At 72.8% G+C, this 18,276-nt stretch carries 13 protein-coding genes and 2 pseudogenes; 14 read left to right on the top strand and 1 reads right to left on the bottom strand.

Annotation, left to right across the window (positions count from 1 at the left end):
- Positions 1–61 precede the first annotated feature (61 nt).
- From rsmI to ACFW6P_RS08465, 11 genes and pseudogenes are all read left to right on the top strand, one after another.
- Positions 62–907: a 16S rRNA (cytidine(1402)-2'-O)-methyltransferase gene (gene rsmI / locus ACFW6P_RS08515; protein ID WP_386346804.1), complete on the top strand. Its 846-nt coding sequence runs from the start codon at positions 62–64 to the stop codon at positions 905–907.
- Positions 908–1,177: 270 nt separating this feature from the next.
- Positions 1,178–1,591, top strand: coding sequence for a hypothetical protein (locus ACFW6P_RS08510; protein ID WP_386346802.1), 414 nt, complete (start codon positions 1,178–1,180; stop codon positions 1,589–1,591).
- A 69-nt stretch (positions 1,592–1,660) separates the two neighbouring features.
- Positions 1,661–2,551, top strand: a complete 891-nt coding sequence (locus ACFW6P_RS08505; protein WP_386346800.1) for a TatD family hydrolase — start codon at positions 1,661–1,663, stop codon at positions 2,549–2,551.
- A gap of 137 nt (positions 2,552–2,688) precedes the next feature.
- Positions 2,689–4,348 (top strand): annotated as a pseudogene (locus tag ACFW6P_RS08500) (ubiquitin-like domain-containing protein).
- Complete coding sequence (gene rsmA, locus ACFW6P_RS08495) at positions 4,345–5,232, top strand: 16S rRNA (adenine(1518)-N(6)/adenine(1519)-N(6))-dimethyltransferase RsmA (RefSeq protein WP_386346798.1); 888 nt, start codon at positions 4,345–4,347, stop codon at positions 5,230–5,232. The pseudogene ACFW6P_RS08500 and the gene rsmA overlap by 4 nt, the downstream one beginning before the upstream one ends.
- Entirely contained in the window at positions 5,229–6,128 is a 900-nt protein-coding gene (locus ACFW6P_RS08490; protein WP_386346796.1) for a 4-(cytidine 5'-diphospho)-2-C-methyl-D-erythritol kinase, read from the top strand. Before rsmA ends, ACFW6P_RS08490 begins: the two co-directional genes overlap by 4 nt.
- 494 nt (positions 6,129–6,622) lie before the next feature.
- Positions 6,623–8,431: an ABC-F family ATP-binding cassette domain-containing protein gene (locus tag ACFW6P_RS08485; RefSeq protein ID WP_386346794.1), complete on the top strand. Its 1,809-nt coding sequence runs from the start codon at positions 6,623–6,625 to the stop codon at positions 8,429–8,431.
- Positions 8,432–8,625: 194 nt separating this feature from the next.
- Positions 8,626–10,404: a PQQ-binding-like beta-propeller repeat protein gene (locus ACFW6P_RS08480; protein WP_386423214.1), complete on the top strand. Its 1,779-nt coding sequence runs from the start codon at positions 8,626–8,628 to the stop codon at positions 10,402–10,404.
- A 77-nt stretch (positions 10,405–10,481) separates the two neighbouring features.
- Positions 10,482–12,359, top strand: coding sequence for a PQQ-binding-like beta-propeller repeat protein (locus ACFW6P_RS08475; protein WP_386423212.1), 1,878 nt, complete (start codon positions 10,482–10,484; stop codon positions 12,357–12,359).
- Positions 12,360–12,619: 260 nt separating this feature from the next.
- Positions 12,620–13,312 carry a LuxR C-terminal-related transcriptional regulator gene (locus ACFW6P_RS08470; RefSeq protein ID WP_386346786.1) on the top strand — a complete coding sequence of 231 codons (693 nt, stop codon included), beginning with the start codon at positions 12,620–12,622 and terminating at the stop codon, positions 13,310–13,312.
- A 29-nt stretch (positions 13,313–13,341) separates the two neighbouring features.
- Positions 13,342–13,773 (top strand): hypothetical protein, encoded by a 432-nt coding sequence (locus ACFW6P_RS08465; protein WP_386346784.1) that lies wholly within the window; start codon positions 13,342–13,344, stop codon positions 13,771–13,773.
- A gap of 19 nt (positions 13,774–13,792) precedes the next feature.
- Here ACFW6P_RS08465 and ACFW6P_RS08460 read toward each other — a convergent pair.
- Positions 13,793–14,898 (bottom strand): annotated as a pseudogene (locus tag ACFW6P_RS08460) (Na+/galactose cotransporter); the annotation flags it as partial.
- A 164-nt stretch (positions 14,899–15,062) separates the two neighbouring features.
- Between ACFW6P_RS08460 and galT the strand changes: the two are divergent.
- Genes galT through galK form a run of 3 tightly spaced genes read left to right on the top strand, consistent with a single transcriptional unit; the run spans position 15,063 to position 18,275 of the window.
- Positions 15,063–16,124, top strand: coding sequence for a galactose-1-phosphate uridylyltransferase (galT, locus tag ACFW6P_RS08455; RefSeq protein WP_386346782.1), 1,062 nt, complete (start codon positions 15,063–15,065; stop codon positions 16,122–16,124).
- Positions 16,121–17,083 carry a UDP-glucose 4-epimerase GalE gene (gene galE, locus ACFW6P_RS08450; protein ID WP_386346780.1) on the top strand — a complete coding sequence of 321 codons (963 nt, stop codon included), beginning with the start codon at positions 16,121–16,123 and terminating at the stop codon, positions 17,081–17,083. Before galT ends, galE begins: the two co-directional genes overlap by 4 nt.
- Positions 17,084–17,111: 28 nt before the next feature.
- Positions 17,112–18,275, top strand: coding sequence for a galactokinase (galK, locus tag ACFW6P_RS08445; protein WP_386346778.1), 1,164 nt, complete (start codon positions 17,112–17,114; stop codon positions 18,273–18,275).
- Position 18,276 lies beyond the last annotated feature (1 nt).

The following is an 18,276-nucleotide window of genomic DNA, read 5'->3' as shown; positions in this document are numbered from 1 at the left end:
GCGTCCGCGTCCTCCGCCCCTGGGAGGAGTCCGGGCCTCGGTCCCCTGGGAGGATGGGGGCGTGACCGGAACCCTCGTACTCGCAGGCACCCCCATCGGCGACATCGCGGACGCCCCGCCCCGGCTCGCCGAGGAACTGGCCGGAGCCGACGTCGTCGCCGCGGAGGACACGCGGCGGCTGCGCCGGCTGACCCAGGCGCTCGGCGTCACGCCCAAGGGGCGGGTGGTGTCGTACTTCGAGGGCAACGAGTCCGCGCGGACTCCGGAACTGGTCGAGGAACTGGTGGGCGGGGCGCGGGTGCTGCTCGTCACGGACGCGGGCATGCCGTCGGTGTCCGACCCGGGCTACCGGCTGGTCGCGGCCGCGGTCGAGCGGGACGTACGGGTCACCGCCGTGCCCGGGCCGTCGGCGGTGCTCACCGCGCTCGCGCTGTCGGGGCTGCCCGTGGACCGGTTCTGCTTCGAGGGCTTCCTGCCGCGGAAGGCGGGGGAGCGGCTCGGGCGGCTGCGGGAGGTGGCCGACGAGCGGCGCACGCTCGTGTACTTCGAGGCCCCGCACCGGCTGGACGACACGCTCGCCGCCATGGCCGAGGCGTTCGGGGCCGAGCGGCGGGCCGCGGTGTGCCGGGAGCTCACCAAGACGTACGAAGAGGTCCGGCGGGGCGGTCTCGGCGAGTTGGCGGCCTGGGCCGCGGAGGGCGTGCGCGGAGAGATCACCGTCGTGGTGGAGGGGGCGCCGGAGAAGGGGCCCGAGGAGGTCGGGCCGGAGGAACTGGTGCGGCGGGTGCGGGCGCGGGAGGAGGCCGGGGAGCGGCGCAAGGAGGCGATCGCGGCCGTGGCGGTGGAGGCCGGTGTGCCGAAGCGGGCCGTGTTCGACGCCGTGGTCGCCGCGAAGAACGCCGGCTGACGGCCGGTCCCGGCCGCGGGCAGGAATGCCGGCTGACGCCCGGCCCCGGTCGCGCGCACGGCTCCTGACGGCGCTGCACCACCTCTGAGCAGGGCGCTTGTCGTTTGAGCGTGCGCCCCATGGGCGGGCAAAGGCGATCCGCCCCCGGGGCAAGGGACGCCCAAATCGGGGCCAACACTCGACAGGTCTGCTGCCAACCGTCCTTGCCGGGCGGTCCACTGGGGTGCGGGGAGCGAATCGTCCCCACGCCACAGCGGAACAGGAGTGGGCATGAGTGAGATCGCAGGGTGGACCGGGCTCCGCGCCGGTGCGAACGCCGTCGTCAAGGAGTCGTACTCCTTCGCCTGCATGCGCTGCGGGTACGGCTGGGAGCAGTCGTACGAGATAGAGCACCACACCGATGCCGAGGGCCACGAGTTCGTCCTGTACGTCGCGGACGGCAAGGTCGTGCCCTCGCCCCTGAGCAAGCCGGCCTGCCAGAACTGCGACGGGCACGTCGTCCGGATCATGCGGCCCGGCCGGGTCGCCTCGGCCCACGACGCCGCGCACCGGCCCCACCGGGTGCCGCCACCCGCCGGTCCCGTCGAGGCGCCCATCGCGCACCCGGAGGCCGGTGAGCCCCACGACAGGCACCACTGGCACCTGTCCGACCTGCTGCACCCCTTCCAGCGCAGGGCGAGCTGACCCGCGGGCCCCTTCGTCGCGGCGCCCTCCCCCGGCGGGGAGGGCGCCGCCCTTTCGTAGGATCGGGACATGCCTTCGAACGACGCCGGCCCGCAGGACAAGAACGCCGCCCCGCCCCTGCCGGAACCCCTCCGGGTGCCGGTCGCCGACTCCCACACCCACCTGGACATGCAGTCCGGCACGGTCGAGGAGGCGCTGGCGAAGGCCGCGTCGGTCGGGGTGACGACGGTCGTGCAGGTCGGCTGCGACCTGGAGGGCTCCCGGTGGGCGGCCGAGACGGCGGCGGCGTACGACGCCGTCCACGCGACGGTCGCCCTGCACCCGAACGAGGCACCGCGCATCGTGCACGGCGACCCCGACGGCTGGTCCCGGCAGGGCGCCCGCGCCCCCGGCGGGCAGGCGGCCCTGGACGACGCCCTCGCCGAGATCGACCGGCTGGCCGCGCTGGAGCACGTCAAGGGCGTCGGCGAGACCGGCCTCGACCACTTCCGCACCGGACCCGAGGGCAAGGACGCGCAGGAGCTGTCCTTCCGCGCGCACATCGAGATCGCCAAGCGGCACGGCAAGGCCCTGGTCATCCACGACCGCGAGGCCCACGCCGACGTGCTGCGCGTGCTGAAGGAGGAGGGCGCCCCCGAGCGGACCGTCTTCCACTGCTACTCCGGCGACGCCGAGATGGCGGAGATCTGCGCGAGCGCCGGCTACTTCATGTCCTTCGCCGGCAACGTCACCTTCAAGAACGCCCGGAACCTGCGGGACGCGGTGGCGGTGGCCCCGCTGGAGCTGCTGCTCGTGGAGACGGACGCGCCCTTCCTCACGCCCGTGCCCTATCGCGGGCGGCCCAACGCGCCCTGTCTCGTGCCGATCACCGTGCGGGCGATGGCCGAGGTGCGCGGCGTGGACGAGGACACGCTGGCCTCGGCGCTCGGCGCGAACACGGCACGCGCGTTCGGGTACTGACCCGCTCCCGCGCTCCCCGCCGCACCGCACGACTGTGCGTAGCCGCGTCGATCCTGAGGGTGACGAACGCTCCGCTAGGTTCTGGGGGCCCGATCCGGACCCCTCTGGAACCCCTCCGGCCCCTGGAGCGTGTCGGCGTGAGCAATCCGCAGTACGAGACGTACGAGAGGTACGAGCCGTACGCCGCGGCGCCGTACGCCCCGGCCCACGCGGACACCGTGCCCGGCGGCCTCGCCGTGCCGCCCGCCGGCCCGCACAGCGCCGAGACGCTCGCGTACGGAGCCCCGGCCGCGTACGGAGCCCCGGCCGCGTACGACGACCCGTACCGTCCCGGCTACGACGACCCGTACCGTCCCGGCTACGAGGACCCCTACCGTCCCGGCTACGAGGACGTCGTCCGTCCGCCCGCACACGAGGCGCCCACCCTGCCGGCGCTGCCCCGGCAGGGGGCACCGGACGGCCGCGCGGTCCCCGGCCCCGGCGAGCGGTCTGCCCTCGGCGAGCGGCCCGCGGCCGACGAGCGGCCTGCCCCCGGTGAGGGATCTGCCTCCGGCGAGCGGCCCGCGGCCGGCGCGGGCGGACGCGCGGGCTCGCGCGTCGTGCCGCGCACCGGCGCGCACCGCGGATCCGCACGCCCGCGCAGGGCCCGCTCCGCAGAGCGCCCCGACCACGGCCCCCTGCTGAGGCTGCTCCCGCAGGCCCTGGTCGTCGCCTTCCTGGCGGGCGGCACCACGGCGTTCGTCGCCGAGGACAAGGCGATCGAGCTGAACGTCGACGGCAGGACGCGCACCCTGCACACCTTCGCCGACGACGTCACCGGACTGCTCGCGCAGGAAGGCGTCGAGATCGGCGCCCACGACCTGGTCGCGCCCCGGGCCCGGCGCGCGGATCACCAGGGGTGACGAGGTCGACGTGCGCCACGCCCGCCCCGTACGGCTCACCCTCGACGGACGGCGGCGCGAGGTGTGGACGACCGCCCGCACGGTGGACGAGGCGCTCCGGCGGCTCGGCGTGCGGCAGGAGGGCGCCTACGTGTCCACCTCGGGCTCCCGGCGCATCGGGCGCGAGGGCCTCGCCCTGGACGTGCGGACCGAGCGCACGGTCAGCGTCATGGCGGACGGCCGGGCCCGCACCGTCCGCACCAACGCGGCCACCGTGCGCGAGGCCGTCGAGCAGGCGGGCATCACCCTGCGAGGCCAGGACACCACCTCGATGCCGCAGGGCAGCTTCCCGCGGGACGGGCAGACCGTCACGGTGCTGCGGATCACCGGCGGCCGGGAGGTCCGCGAGGAGGCGGTCCCGTTCGCCGTGCGGCGCACGGAGGATCCGGAGCTGTTCCGGGGCACGGAGGTCGTGGAGCGGGCCGGCGAGCCGGGGCTGCGCCGCATCACCTACGCCGTGCGCACCGTCAACGGCGTCCGGCAGAAGCCGCGCCGCATCCGGTCCGAGGTGGTGCGCACGCCGCGCACCCAGGTGGTGAAGGTCGGCACCAAGCCACGCCCCGCCTCCGTCCGGGACGCCGGCCACCTCGACTGGCGGGGCCTGGCGGCCTGTGAGTCCGGCGGCCGCCCCGACGCGGTCGACCCCTCCGGCACCTACGGCGGCCTCTACCAGTTCGACACCCACACCTGGCAGTCCCTCGGAGGCCGCGGCCGCCCCCAGGACGCCCCGGCGGCGGAGCAGACGTACCGGGCGAAGAAGCTGTACGTGCGGCGGGGAGCAGGTCCCTGGCCGCACTGCGGAGGGCGGCTGCACGGACAGGGCGCGGAGGCACGCCCCGTACCCTTGTCCCCGTGACCAGCAGCCCCACCCCCGACGCCCTCCTGGGCCCCGCCGACATCCGCGAGCTCGCGGCAGCGCTCGGCGTACGCCCCACCAAGCAGCGCGGACAGAACTTCGTCATCGACGCGAACACCGTCCGCCGTATCGTCCGCACCGCACAGGTCCGCCCCGACGACGTGGTCGTCGAGGTCGGCCCGGGGCTCGGGTCGCTCACCCTGGCGCTGCTGGAGGTCGCCGAGCGGGTCACGGCCGTGGAGATCGACGACGTGCTGGCCGCCGCGCTGCCCGCGACCATCACGGCCCGGATGCCCGGGCGCGCCGACCGGTTCGCCCTCGTCCACTCCGACGCGATGCACGTCGCCGGGCTGCCGGGCCCCGCCCCGACCGCGCTGGTCGCCAACCTCCCCTACAACGTGGCCGTCCCGGTGCTGCTGCACATGCTCGACACCTTCCCGACCATCGAACGCACCCTCGTCATGGTCCAGTCGGAGGTCGCCGACCGGCTCGCCGCCGCCCCCGGTTCCAAGGTGTACGGCGTCCCCTCGGTCAAGGCCAACTGGTACGCCGAGGTCAAGCGCGCCGGCGCCATCGGCCGGAACGTGTTCTGGCCTGCGCCCAACGTCGACAGCGGCCTGGTCTCCCTCGTCCGCCGGACCGAGCCGGTGCGGACGACGGCCTCGAAGCGCGAGGTCTTCGCCGTCGTCGACGCGGCCTTCGCGCAGCGCCGCAAGACGCTGCGGGCCGCCCTCGCCGGCTGGGCGGGCTCCGCCGCCGCGGCGGAGGCGGCCCTCGTCGCCGCCGGTGTCCCGCCGCAGGCCCGGGGCGAGTCCCTGACCGTGGAAGAGTTCGCGCGTATCGCCGAGCACAAGGCGCGGCACCAGCAGAAGGAGCCCGTGTGAGCGTCACGGTCCGCGTCCCCGCCAAGGTCAACGTCCAGCTGGCGGTCGGCGCCGCCCGCCCCGACGGCTTCCACGACCTGGCCAACGTCTTCCTCGCGGTCGGCCTCTACGACGAGATCACCGTCACCCCCGCCGAGGGACTCCGCGTCACCTGCGAGGGTCCGGACGCCGACCAGGTCCCCCTGGACCGCACCAACCTGGCGGCCCGCGCGGCCGTCGCGCTGGCCGAGCGGTACGGCCTCAGCCCCGACGTCCACGTCCACATCGCCAAGGACATCCCCGTCGCCGGCGGCATGGCGGGCGGCAGCGCCGACGGCGCCGGCGCGCTGGTCGCCTGCGACGCGCTGTGGGGGACCGGCGCCTCGCGTGACGAACTGCTCCGGATCTGCGCCGAGTTGGGCAGTGACGTGCCGTTCAGCCTGGTCGGCGGCGCGGCCCTCGGTGTCGGACGGGGTGAGCGGCTGACGCCCCTGGACGCCGGCGGCGTCTTCCACTGGGTGTTCGCGATGGCCGGCCGCGGCCTGTCCACCCCGGCCGTGTTCCGCGAGTTCGACCGGCTGGGGGAGGGCACGGACATCCCCGAGCCCGTCGCCTCCCAGGAGCTCCTCGCCGCCCTCGCCAAGGGCGACCCGGACGCGCTCGCCGCCGCCGTCTCCAACGACCTGCAGCCCGCCGCGCTCTCCCTGTTCCCGGAGCTCGCCGGCACGCTCGCCACCGGCCGCGCCGCGGGCGCCCTCGCCGCCCTGGTCTCCGGCTCCGGCCCCACCACGGCGTTCCTGGTGCGCGACCCGGAGTCGGCGGCCGCGGTGGCCCAGGCCCTGGTCGCGTCGGGCACCTGCCGGACCGTGCGGACTGCCTCGGGGCCGGCGCCGGGAGCGACGATCGCCGGGCGCTGACGTCGTGCGGAGGGCTTCGGGGCCGGTGCCGGGAGCGACGGTCGCCGGGTGCTGGCGTCGTGCGGAGGGCTTCGGGGCCGGTGCCGGGAGCGACGGTCGCCGGGTGCTGGCGTCGTGCGGAGGGCTTCGGGGCCGGTGCCGGGAGCGACGGTCGCCGGGTGCTGGCGTCGTGCGGAGGGCTTCGGGGCCGGTGCCGGGAGCGACCGGGCGCTGACGCCACGCACGGATCCCGGCGGACGGGGGCGCCCGTGCCCACCCGCGGCGACGGCAGCGCGGTCCCGGGCTGCGAGGAGTACCAGGGGTCACGCCAGGGCGGCGCACGTCCCCCCGGGGCCCGTGCGCGTGCCGGCCGCGCCCTCGGGCGTGGGGCTGCCGGACGTGTGGCGCCACCGGCGGCGGCAGGACTCCGCCCGGCCCCGCTGAACACCCCGGCCGCGGCACCCCGCCGCCCGACTACCCTGGAGGGTCGATCGATCCCCCCTGTCAGGAGAGAAATGGCCGTCAACCTGGTCAATGTCGAGAACGTCAGCAAGGTGTACGGCACCCGCGCCCTGCTCGACGGCGTCTCCCTCGGCGTCTCCGAAGGGGACCGCATCGGCGTCGTCGGCCGCAACGGCGACGGCAAGACCACGCTGATCCGCATGCTCGCCAAGCAGGAGAGCGCCGACACCGGACGCGTCACGCACTCCGGCGGGCTGCGCCTGGGCGTGCTCACCCAGCACGACTCCCTCGACCCCGCGGCCACCGTCCGCCACGAGGTCATCGGCGACATGGCCGACCACGAGTGGGCGGGCGACGCCAAGGTCCGGGACGTGCTGACCGGTCTGTTCGGCGGGCTCGACCTGCCGGGGTTCCCCAAGGGGCTCGACACCGTCATCGGCCCGCTCTCCGGCGGTGAGCGCCGCCGAATCGCGCTGGCCAAGCTGCTCATCGAGGAGCAGGACCTGCTCGTCCTCGACGAGCCCACCAACCACCTCGACGTGGAGGGCATCGCCTGGCTCGCCCGGCACCTGCAGAACCGCCGCTCCGGCCTCGTCTGCGTCACCCACGACCGCTGGTTCCTCGACCAGGTCTGCACCCGCATGTGGGACGTCCAGCGCGGCGCGGTCTACGAGTACGAGGGCGGCTACTCCGACTACGTCTTCGCCCGGGCCGAGCGCGAGCGCATCGCCGCCACCGAGGAGGTCAAGCGGCAGAACCTCGTCCGCAAGGAGCTGGCCTGGCTGCGCCGCGGGGCACCGGCCCGGACGTCCAAGCCGCGCTTCCGCGTCGAGGCCGCCAACGAGCTGATCAAGGACGTGCCCCCGCCCCGGGACAGCAGCGAGCTGATGCGCTTCGCGTCCTCGCGGCTCGGCAAGACCGTGTTCGACCTGGAGGACATCACCGTCCAGGCGGGTCCCAAGGTCCTCCTCAAGCACGTCACCTGGCAGCTCGGTCCCGGCGACCGCATCGGCCTCGTCGGCGTCAACGGCGCCGGCAAGACGTCCCTGCTGCGGGCCATGGCGGAGGCGGCCCGGACGGAGGGCGACGTCCAGCCCGCCGGCGGCCGCGTCCGCGTCGGGAAGACCGTCAGGCTGGCCTACCTCTCCCAGGAGGTCGCCGAACTCGACCCGGCCACCCGCGTGCTGGAGGCCGTGCAGCAGGTGCGCGAGCGGGTCGACCTCGGCAAGGGGCGCGAGATGACGGCCGGGCAGCTGTGCGAGACGTTCGGCTTCACCAAGGAGAAGCAGTGGACGCCGGTCGGCGACCTGTCCGGCGGTGAGCGCCGCAGGCTCCAGCTGCTGCGCCTGCTCATGGACGAGCCCAACGTCCTCTTCCTCGACGAGCCCACCAACGACCTGGACATCGAGACCCTGAACCAGCTGGAGGACGTCCTCGACGGCTGGCCCGGCTCGATGATCGTCATCTCCCACGACCGGTTCTTCATCGAGCGCACCACCGACCGGGTGTTCGCGCTGCTCGGCGACGGCGCCCTGCGGATGCTGCCGCGCGGCATCGACGAGTACCTGGAGCGGCGGCAGCGCATGGAGGAGGCCGCCGTCTCCGCGCCCGCCGCGGCGCCGCAGCCGTCCGCGGCCCCGGAGCGGAGCGCGCAGGACCAGCGCGCCGCCAAGAAGGAGCTGCAGAAGATCGAGCGGCAGCTCGACAAGGTCTCCGAGAAGGAGACCAAGCTCCACGCACAAATCGCCGAAAATGCCACGGAATTCGCCAAGGTCGCCGAACTGGACGCCGAGCTGCGCGAATTGGCTGGTCAGCGCGAGGAACTCGAAATGCGGTGGCTGGAACTCGCCGAGGACGCGTGAAGGGTGCGTGAAGGCGCGTAACAACGGCATCACGGGCCGGTCCTCCCTTGGGAACAGGGGTTGGGACGGCCCGGTCCCTTCTGGGAACGGGGTGATAGAAAGAGCCGTCTTGGAACTTTATGAAGCGACTCTGAGCCCATCGCGTACCTCAGGGCGTGGCTAAAAATCAGTGAAGTGAACGGGGGAAGCGACTGATGACTCAGCCGCCCAGTCAGCCACCGTACGGTGGTTTCGGAGCACCGCAGGACCCGCCGCCGCAGGGTGGTGGCTTCGGGGCGCCGCAGACCCCGCCACCGCCCCAGGGCGCGCCCCAGCCGCCGCCGCACCCGCAGGGGCCGCCGCAGCCCGGGTACGGCTACCCGCAGCAGCCCGGCCCCTACGGGCAGCCCGGCCCCTACACCTCCGGTCCCTACGGCCAGCCGCAGCAGCCCGGCCCCTACGGCCAGCAGCCCGGCCCGTACGGACAGCCCGCCTACGGCCACCCGACCCAGCCCTCGTACCCGGGCGGTCCCGGCACCCCGCCCGGGGGCGGTTCCGGCAACCCCTTCAAGGGCAAGCCGGCCATGATCATCGGCGCGGCCCTCGCCGTGCTGCTCGTGGTCGGCGGCACCGTCCTCGCCGTCACCGGCGGTGGTGACGACGACGGCAAGGGCAAGAAGAAGCCCGTCGCCCAGCCGAGCGACGACGCCAAGCAGGGCGGCTCCGACCCCGTGAACCCCGGTGACGGCAGCGGCGACGGCGGCGAGGACCCGGAGAACCTCAACGAGGGCCGCCAGGCCGGCGAGGCCAGGGTCCTCTGGTACAAGGAGGCGCCCGACGCCCCCGGGCGGGGCGCCGACGCCGACGGCATGTGGATCACCGACAAGGCCGCCGTGAAGGCCGCGTACAAGCAACTCTTCGCCTACGACGTCGGGGACGGCAAGCCCGCCTGGGACGCCGTCACCTTCCCGCAGAAGATCTGCGCCACGACCCCGCAGAAGACCGACGACGACAAGATCGTCGTCGCGTACATGAGCGGCAGCAGCGACCGCGCCAAGTGCAACCAGCTCCAGGAGATCGACCTCGCCACCGGTGAGAAGGGCTGGAAGGAACAGGTCGCCGACGGCGCCCTGTTCGACTCCACGCTCTCCGTCGAACTGTCCATCACCGGCACCACGCTGATGGTGGGCCGCTCCCAGTCCGGCACGGCCTACGACGTCACCAGCGGCGACAAGCTGTTCGACAAGAAGCGCTACGGCAACGCCTGCTTCCCCGCCGCGTTCGCCGGCGGCGAGAAGCTGATCGCCGTCTCCTCCTGCGGTGCCGGCACCGGCAAGGAGCACGACGAGGTCCAGGAGCTCGACCCGAAGACCGGCAAGGCCCTGTGGACCCAGCCGTTCGACAAGGGCTGGCGGGTCGCGCGCACCTACTCGGTGAGCCCGCTGGTCGTCTACAGCACCAACGAGGACAAGAAGGCCTGGAACATCTCCACCTTCACCTCCGGCGGCAAGTTCCGCTCGCAGGTCGGCTTCGACGAGGACTTCGCCCCCGAGTGCGGCTGGGCGATCCTGGAGCGCGACCTCACGGGCTGCCGGGGCGTCGCCGCCGACGCCGACACGCTCTACCTGCCGACGAAGGCGACCACCGGCGCCAACGAGATCGTCGCGGTCAACCTCGCCGACGGCAAGGAGAAGTGGCGGGTGAAGTCCCCGGCCGACGAGTCGATGCTGCCGATGAAGGTCGAGAACGGAAAGCTCATCGCCTACGTGCAGCCGTCCTACGACGCCGGCGGCCAGATCGTCGCCATCCCGACCGGCGGCGGCAGCCACGAGCCCGCCAAGCTGCTGCAGAACCCGCAGGGCGCCGCGGACATCGAGAACGGGTTCTTCTCCAAGGACGTCGACTGGGTCGACGGGCGCTTCTACATCTCGACGACCCGGCTGAGCGGAAACGACGACACGAAGGAGAAGTTGATGCTCGCCTACGGCAAGTGACGCTTCCCCCCGGCGCTTCTCCCTCCCTTCGCGCGTTCGTCCCCGCCGACCGTCCCCTTCCCCGAGGTACTCACGACATGAGCCAGCCCCCGCCGCCGCAGCAGCCCCCGCAGGGGGACGGCTTCGGACCGCCGCAGGACCAGCCGCCGCAGACCCCGCCGCCCGCGCCCGGCCCGGACCTGAGCAAGAACCCCCAGCCGGGCTACGGGTACCCGCAGGCCCCCCAGCCGCCGCAGGCTCCGCAGACGCCTTTGCCGCAGTCACCCCCGCCCGGACCGCCCCAGCCGCAGCCCGGCTACGGGTACCCGCAGGCCCCCCAGCCGCCGCAGGCTCCGCCCGGTTACGGCTACCCCGGTCAGCAGCCGGGCCCGTACGGCCAGCCCGGGTACGGGCAGCCGCCGACCCAGCCCGGGTACGGGCAGCCGCCGACCCAGCCCGGGTACGGGCAGCCGCCCGGCTACGGCTACCCGCAGGCGACCGTGCCGCTCCAGCCGCAGCCCGGACAGCCCGGCGGCGGCGGGAAGTTCAACGCCCAGGTGGCGATCATCGTCGCCGCGGTCGCGGCCATCGCCCTGATCATCGGCGGCGGCATCTGGTACTCCTCGACCAAGGACGACGGTGGGAAGGACGGCACCGCGAGCTCCGGCGGTGCCACCGGCGGCACGACCGAGGGCAAGGGCGGCGGCTCCGGCGGCAAGGAGAAGGTCCCGTCCGACCCCGGCGCCAAGGTCCTCTTCCAGGTCCCGGCGCCCGAGGTGAAGAACGACAGCACGGTCGTCGTCGCCGGCTCGTGGCTCACCGACAAGGCCTACGTCAAGAGCGGCATCGCCCAGATCGTCGGCTACGACCGCGACAAGGGCGAGGAGCTGTGGAAGATCCCGCTGGACGGCCCGGTCTGCCAGGCCAGCCGCCAGGTCACCGACGACAACCTGACGGCGGTCGTCTACCAGCCCGCCATGCCGACCAAGGCCGAGCCCTCGCACGGGTGCAGCCAGGTCGCGCTGATCGACCTCGACGCGGGCAAGGAGCTGTGGACCAAGACGGTCAAGACCGGTGACCGGCTGATCAATCTCGACAACATCACGCTCAGCGGGAAGACCATCGCGGTCGGCAGCACCAGCGGCGGCGCCGCCTTCGACGTGTCCGGCAGGCTGCTGTGGAGTCCGAAACCGACCGACTCCTGCTACGACGCCGGGTACGGCGGCGGCGCGAAGCTGGTCGCCGTGCGCAAGTGCGGTTCGTACGACGACCGGCAGCTGAACATCCAGACCATCGACCCGAAGTCCGGGAAGGTGATCTCGGAGTACAAGATGACCCGGGGCATCGAGTACGCGAGCATCGTGTCGACCGACCCGCTGGTGGTGGCCGCCGACGTCGGCGACTCCGCGGGCGACGGCAGCGGCATCTCGGACTTCTTCTCCATCGACAACAAGACCGGCAAGCTGCGCACCCGCATCTCCGCGCCGGGCGAGCAGTTCGCGGCCCGCTGCGAGGGCATCACCCGCATCGAGGCCTGCACGCTGCTGGCCGTCGGCAACGACCGGCTCTACCTGCCGACCGAGGAGCACGACGGGACGGGCGAGTACAGCCAGACCAACGAGATCGTCAGCTTCGACCTCGCGACCGGCAAGCAGACCGGCCAGCGGGCCGACGCCGGGGACGGCTACACCATCACGCCGCTGCGCATGGACGGCGGCAACCTCCTCGCGTACAAGCGGCCGCCGTACAACAAGGGCGGACAGGTCGTCAGCATCGACGCCGGCAGCTTCAAGCAGACGACGCTGCTGGAGAACCCCGCGACGAGGCAGGTGCGCGACGTGGAGACCAGCATGTCGCCGGAGTACGCCGAGTTCCTGTACGGCGACGGGCGGCTGTACATGTCCAAGGTGTACGCGAGCAAGCGGTCCGGCATCAGCGACAAGGAGTACCTCGCGGTCGGCTTCGGCACCGGTTGATCGACTGCTGACGGCTGGTGATCAATGGCTGATCGCCGGCTGACCTTCTGGTGGTCCGTACGGTCCCGTCCCTGGTCAGGGGCGGGACCGTACGCGTGTGGCCCAGTCGACCTCGTGGGCGGGGAATTTCGGTGATCCGGGGCGATTCTCGCGGGTAGGGGAAGCGCGACGTCGAACAAGCGTGTAGCTTCCGGGGGCATGAAGGCGGGGAGGCCGGGGGGCTTCCATCGGGGGGTACTGGGTGACTGGGGGGTTGCTCGATGGGAGTGCGGCTCATGGTGGTCGACGACCACCGACTGCTGGCGGAAGCGCTGGCCTCGGCGCTGAAGTTGCGGGGCCACCGGGTGCTGGCCGCGGCGGCACCGGCGGCGGGGGCGGCTGAACTGGTGATCACGCGGGCGCCGGAGGTGTGCCTGCTGGGGACGGCCGCGCCGGCCGAGCCGGGGATCTTCGACCCGGTGGTGCGGATCAAGCGGGAGCGGCCGCAGGTGGCGATGGTGGTGCTGGGCCCGGTGCCCAGTCCGCGCGGCATCGCGGCGGCCTTCGCGGCGGGCGCCTCCGGCTACGTCCGGCACGACGAGCGCATCGAGGGCGTCGAGCGGGCGATCATGAAGGCACGGGCGGGGGAGGCGGCGGTGGCGCCGCAACTGCTGCAAGGGGCGTTCAGCGAGCTGCTCAACCCGGCGGCCCAGCCGGACGACGAGGGCCGGCGCCTGCTGTCGATGCTCACGCCCCGGGAGATCGAGGTCCTGGTCCGCGTCGCGGACGGCGAGGACACACGCCTGATCGCGGCGGGCATGGGCATCGCCCCGTCGACGGCCCGCACGCACGTCCAGCGGGTCCTGATGAAACTGGGTGTGGGCTCCCGCCTGGAGGCGGCGGCCCTGGCGGCGCGGACGGGGCTGCTGGACCGGGCGGGTGCGGTGAACCGGGACCCGGGGCCGGGGGTCTGACGCGGTGGCAGGACTTCGGTAGGAGTTCCATGAGTCACAGCCCGTCGATCTACCGGTTCGTCGACGGGGACGACGTGCCCGTTCCCCTGGACCTGGTGGGGGTGCGGGCACTCCTTGAGCCTCACGATGCCGGGGACCCGCAGCTCACGGTGGGCGAGGACGGAAGCCTGCGGTTCTGGATCCGGGCGTCCGGCGGCGGCGCAGCCGAGATCTCCGTTGATGAGACCGGCATCCTGGTGGAGCGCCCACAGAACGGTGGCGTCCTCGCCGTCCTCGCGGAACTGGTCGCCGAGCTCGGAGCTGTGGTCATCGACCCCGCAGCGGCAGAGCTGTGCGCCGTGCGGAGGAGCGAACACAACTCCCCCCGGACATGCAGGAGGACGGAGGTCATCGTCATCGACACGACCGGTGACGCCCTTGTCGACGCGCTGACAGGACCGACTCGCCGGGCGTCCCAGTGACCGCCACCGCACTGTGACAGATGTCCGTCGTGAACACGGTGTTGACGGACGACACGTTCGCCGCCATGCCCGCCATGAAGGCCGCGAGCAGCCCGGTGACGGCGATGCCCAGCACCCCGTTGGGCAGCAGCTGTTCCATCAGGTAGGCGATGGCGTCGTTGTACTGCAGGTCGGAGCCCGAGGTGCCGATCTTCGGGACCAGGACCGCGGCGACCAGGCCCGGGATCATCACCAGGAACACGATGAAGATCTTCGGGAACGCGGCGATGAGCGGGGTGCGCCGGGCTGCCGAGAGGTTCTTCGCCGACAGGGCGCGCTGCACCTCGGCGAAGTTCGTCGTCCAGTAGCCGAAGGAGAGGACGAAGCCGAGGCCGAGGACCATGGTCAGCCAGTTCGCGCCCAGCGGGTTGGCGTTGCCGATGCCGGTGCCGCCCCAGGACGTCAGGAAGTCGGCGCCGCGGCTGGCGGTGAGCGAGCCGGACAGGCCGTCCCAGCCGCCGACCTTCTTCAGGCCGAGGGCGGTGAGGGGGATGAGCGCGGCGAGGATGACGAAGAACTGCGGTACGTCGTGGTAGATGGCCGAGGACAGGCCGCCGAGGGTGATGTAGGCGAGGACGAAGAAGGCGGCGACCACGATCGCCACCCACGCCGGCCAGCCCAGCAGCGCCTCCACGACGATGGCGAGCGCGTAGAGGTTGACGCCGGCGAAGGCGAACAGGACCGAGCTCAGCAGGTGCGCCGCCCGGTCGAAGCGCAGCAGCAGGAACGCGGGGACCGAGCGGACCTTGGAGCCGTAGTAGAAGGGCATCATCACCAGGCCGAGGAAGACCATGGCCGGGATGGCGCCGATCCAGTACCAGTGGGTCGTGGAGACGCCGTACTGCGCGCTGTTGGCGGCCATGCCCAGGATCTCGGTCGCGCCCAGGTTGGCGGCGATGAACGCCAGACCGGTGACCCGGGCGGGCAGGGAGCGGCCGGAGAGGAAGAAGTCGAGGCTGGTCCTCACCGAGCGTCTGGCGGCGAAGCCATGCCGAGGACGACGACGAAGTAGAGGCCGAGGATCGTGTAGTCGAGCCAGTTGGCCGGGAGCCGCAGCTCGGCTGCCAGGTACGTGGGGGGATGCATGAGCCCTCGCTTCGTCGCGCGAACCGATACCTCGCGGAATCTACGCCTCGGCGGTCGGCGATCGCACACGTCCGGTGATGCCCTTTGTTGGATTGTGATGTTGACGTATGGGGTGAGGTGTGTTGTGATCTGTTGAGTTATGTTTGAAGGATGAGGAGTCCGGTGTGAAGAAGACCTCGACCCGGCTGGCCGACGGTCGTGAGCTCATCTACTACGACCTGCGGGACGACCGCGTGCGCGGCGCGGCCGACCGCCGCCCGCTGGACCGCACCGTCACCACGTCGGAGGTCCGCCGCGACCCCCTCCTCGGAGACGCCGTCGCCGTGGCCTCGCACCGCCAGGGCCGTACGTACCACCCGCCGGCCGACGAGTGCCCCCTGTGCCCCTCCGAGGGCGACCGCCTGAGCGAGATCCCGGACTCCTCGTACGACGTCGTGGTCTTCGAGAACCGCTTCCCGTCGCTGGCCGGCGACTCCGGCCGCTGCGAGGTCGTGTGCTTCACCTCCGACCACACCGCGTCCTTCGCCGATCTCTCCGAGGAGCAGGCGCGCCTGGTGCTGGAGGCGTGGACGGACCGCACGTCGGAGCTGTCCCATCTCCCCTCCGTCGAGCAGGTGTTCTGCTTCGAGAACCGCGGCGCCGAGATCGGTGTGACGCTCCAGCACCCCCACGGGCAGATCTACGCCTACCCCTTCACCACACCGCGCACCGCCCTGATGCTCCGTTCGGCCGCCGACCACAAGGAGATGACCGGCGGGGAGAACCTCTTCGACGCCGTCCTGGAGAGCGAACTCGCCGGTGAGCGGGTCGTCCTGGAGGGCGAGCACTGGGTGGCCTTCGTCCCGTACGCGGCGCACTGGCCCTACGAGGTGCACCTCTACCCCAAGCGCCGGGTGCCCGACCTGCTCGGGCTGGGCGAGGACGCGCGCACGGAGTTCCCCAAGGTCTACCTGGAACTGTTGCGGCGGTTCGACCGGATCTTCGGCGAGGGTGAGCCTCCGACGCCGTACATCGCGGCCTGGCACCAGGCCCCGTTCGGCGCGCTGGAGGACTTCGACGGGGTCGTGCGCGAGGACTTCGCGCTCCACCTCGAGCTTTTCACCATCCGCCGTACTTCCGGCAAGCTGAAGTTTCTCGCGGGTTCCGAGTCCGGCATGAACGTGTTCATCAACGACGTGCCGCCGGAGCGCGCGGCCGAGCGACTGCGAGAGGTAGCGAGTTCATGAGCGGGAAGTACCTGGTGACGGGCGGCGCGGGTTACGTCGGCAGCGTGGTCGCACAGCACCTGCTGGAGGCCGGTCACGAGGTCGTCGTCCTCGACAACCTCTCCACGGGCTTCCGCGAGGGCGTCCCGGCGGGCGCCGCCTTCGTGGAGGGCGACATCCGCGACGCCGCCAAGTGGCTGGACGCCTCCTTCGACGGCGTCCTGCACTTCGCTGCGTTCTCCCAGGTCGGCGAGTCCGTCGTCAAGCCGGAGAAGTACTGGGACAACAACGTCGGCGGCACCATGGCCCTGCTCGCGGCGATGCGCGAGGCAGGCGTGCGCACCCTCGTCTTCTCCTCCACGGCCGCGACCTACGGCGAGCCGGAGCAGGTCCCGATCGTGGAGTCGGCACCGACGCAGCCGACGAACCCCTACGGCGCCTCGAAGCTCGCCGTCGACCACATGATCACGGGCGAGGCGGCGGCGCACGGCCTGGGCGCGGTCTCGCTGCGCTACTTCAACGTGGCCGGGGCGTACGGCGCGTACGGCGAGCGCCACGACCCCGAGTCGCACCTGATCCCGCTGGTGCTGCAGGTCGCGCAGGGCCGGCGCGAGGCGATCTCCGTCTTCGGCGACGACTACCCGACGCCGGACGGCACCTGCGTGCGCGACTACATCCACGTCGCGGACCTCGCCGAGGCCCACCTGCTGGCCCTGAAGGCCGCCGCCCCCGGCGAGCACCTCATCTGCAACCTCGGCAACGGCAACGGCTTCTCCGTCCGCGAGGTCGTCGAGACGGTCCGCCGCGTGACCGGCCACCCGATCCCGGAAGTGATCGCTCCCCGCCGCGCCGGCGACCCGGCGGTCCTGGTGGCCTCGGCCGCCACCGCCCGCGAGAAGCTGGGCTGGAACCCGTCCCGCGCGGACCTCGCGGGCATCGTCGCCGACGCGTGGGACTTCGCGCAGCGGCACGGCAACTAGTACGTACGGAAGGGTCAGGGGTCAGGGCATGAGCGAGGCTGTTGCCGAGACGGTCGCCGGGCGGTTCACCGAGCTGTACGGCGCCGAGCCGCACGGGGTGTGGGCGGCGCCGGGCCGCGTCAACCTCATCGGCGAGCACACCGACTACAACGACGGCTTCGTCATGCCGTTCGCCCTGCCGCACCGGGCGGTGGCGGCGGTCTCACGCCGGGAGGACGGCGTGCTGCGCCTGCACTCGGGGGACGTCGAGGGCGGGGTCGCCGAGTTCCGCCTGGAGGACCTGGCGCCCGAGACGGACCGGAACTGGACGGCGTACCCGGCCGGCGTGGTGTGGGCCCTGCGCGAGGCCGGCCACGCGGTCACGGGCGCGGACATCCACCTGTCCTCCGCGGTCCCCTCGGGCGCTGGCCTGTCGTCCTCGGCGGCCCTGGAGGTCGTGGTCGCCCTGGCCCTGAACGACCTGTTCTCCCTCGGCCTGCGCGGCTGGCAGCTGGCCCGCCTGTGCCAGCGCGCCGAGAACGTCTACGTCGGCGCCCCGGTCGGCATCATGGACCAGACGGCGTCGGCGTGCTGCGAGGCCGGTCACGCGCTGTTCCTCGACACCCGGGACCTCTCCCAGCGCCAGATCCCCTTCGACCTGGCCGCCGAGGGCATGCGCCTGCTGGTCGTCGACACGCAGGTCAAGCACTCCCACAGCGAGGGCGAGTACGGCAAGCGCCGCGCGGGCTGCGAGAGGGGCGCCGCCCTGCTCGGCCTCGACGCCCTGCGCGACGTCCCCTACGCCGGCCTGGACGCGGCCCTGGCCCGCCTGGGCGACGAGGAGGAGGTCCGCCGCCTGGTCCGCCACGTGGTCACGGAGGACCAGCGCGTGGAGCGCGTGGTCTCCCTCCTGGAGGCCGGTGAGACCCGCGCGATCGGCCCGGTCCTGGTCGAGGGCCACGCCTCCCTGCGCGACGACTTCCGCATCTCCTGCCCGGAACTGGACCTGGTCGTCGACACGGCCCTGTCCGCCGGCGCCCTGGGCGCCCGTATGACCGGCGGCGGCTTCGGCGGCTCGGCGATCGTCCTCGCGGAGGAGGCGGACGTCGACGGCATCACCAAGGCCGTCACGGAGGCCTTCGCGGCGGCGGGCTTCACGGCCCCCCGGGTCTTCGAGGCGGTACCCGCGGCGGGCGCCCACCGTCTGGCCTGAG

The sequence above is a fragment of the Streptomyces sp. NPDC058741 genome, from assembly GCF_042746715.1.
Taxonomy (GTDB): Bacteria; Actinomycetota; Actinomycetes; order Streptomycetales; family Streptomycetaceae; genus Streptomyces.
The sequence above is the reverse complement of the archived record's forward strand: the minus strand, read 5'-3'. Positions and strand labels throughout refer to the sequence as shown.

What these genes read in the sequence shown, in the direction of transcription:
- ACFW6P_RS08510 (WP_386346802.1), top strand. Translation starts at nt 1,178, where the DNA reads ATGAGTGAGATCGCAGGGTGGACCGGGCTCCGCGCCGGTGCGAACGCC.
- ACFW6P_RS08505 (WP_386346800.1), top strand. Translation starts at nt 1,661, where the DNA reads ATGCCTTCGAACGACGCCGGCCCGCAGGACAAGAACGCCGCCCCGCCC.
- ACFW6P_RS08485 (WP_386346794.1), top strand. Translation starts at nt 6,623, where the DNA reads ATGGCCGTCAACCTGGTCAATGTCGAGAACGTCAGCAAGGTGTACGGC.
- ACFW6P_RS08480 (WP_386423214.1), top strand. Translation starts at nt 8,626, where the DNA reads ATGACTCAGCCGCCCAGTCAGCCACCGTACGGTGGTTTCGGAGCACCG.
- ACFW6P_RS08475 (WP_386423212.1), top strand. Translation starts at nt 10,482, where the DNA reads ATGAGCCAGCCCCCGCCGCCGCAGCAGCCCCCGCAGGGGGACGGCTTC.
- ACFW6P_RS08470 (WP_386346786.1), top strand. Translation starts at nt 12,620, where the DNA reads ATGGGAGTGCGGCTCATGGTGGTCGACGACCACCGACTGCTGGCGGAA.
- ACFW6P_RS08465 (WP_386346784.1), top strand. Translation starts at nt 13,342, where the DNA reads ATGAGTCACAGCCCGTCGATCTACCGGTTCGTCGACGGGGACGACGTG.
- galE (WP_386346780.1), top strand. Translation starts at nt 16,121, where the DNA reads ATGAGCGGGAAGTACCTGGTGACGGGCGGCGCGGGTTACGTCGGCAGC.
- galK (WP_386346778.1), top strand. Translation starts at nt 17,112, where the DNA reads ATGAGCGAGGCTGTTGCCGAGACGGTCGCCGGGCGGTTCACCGAGCTG.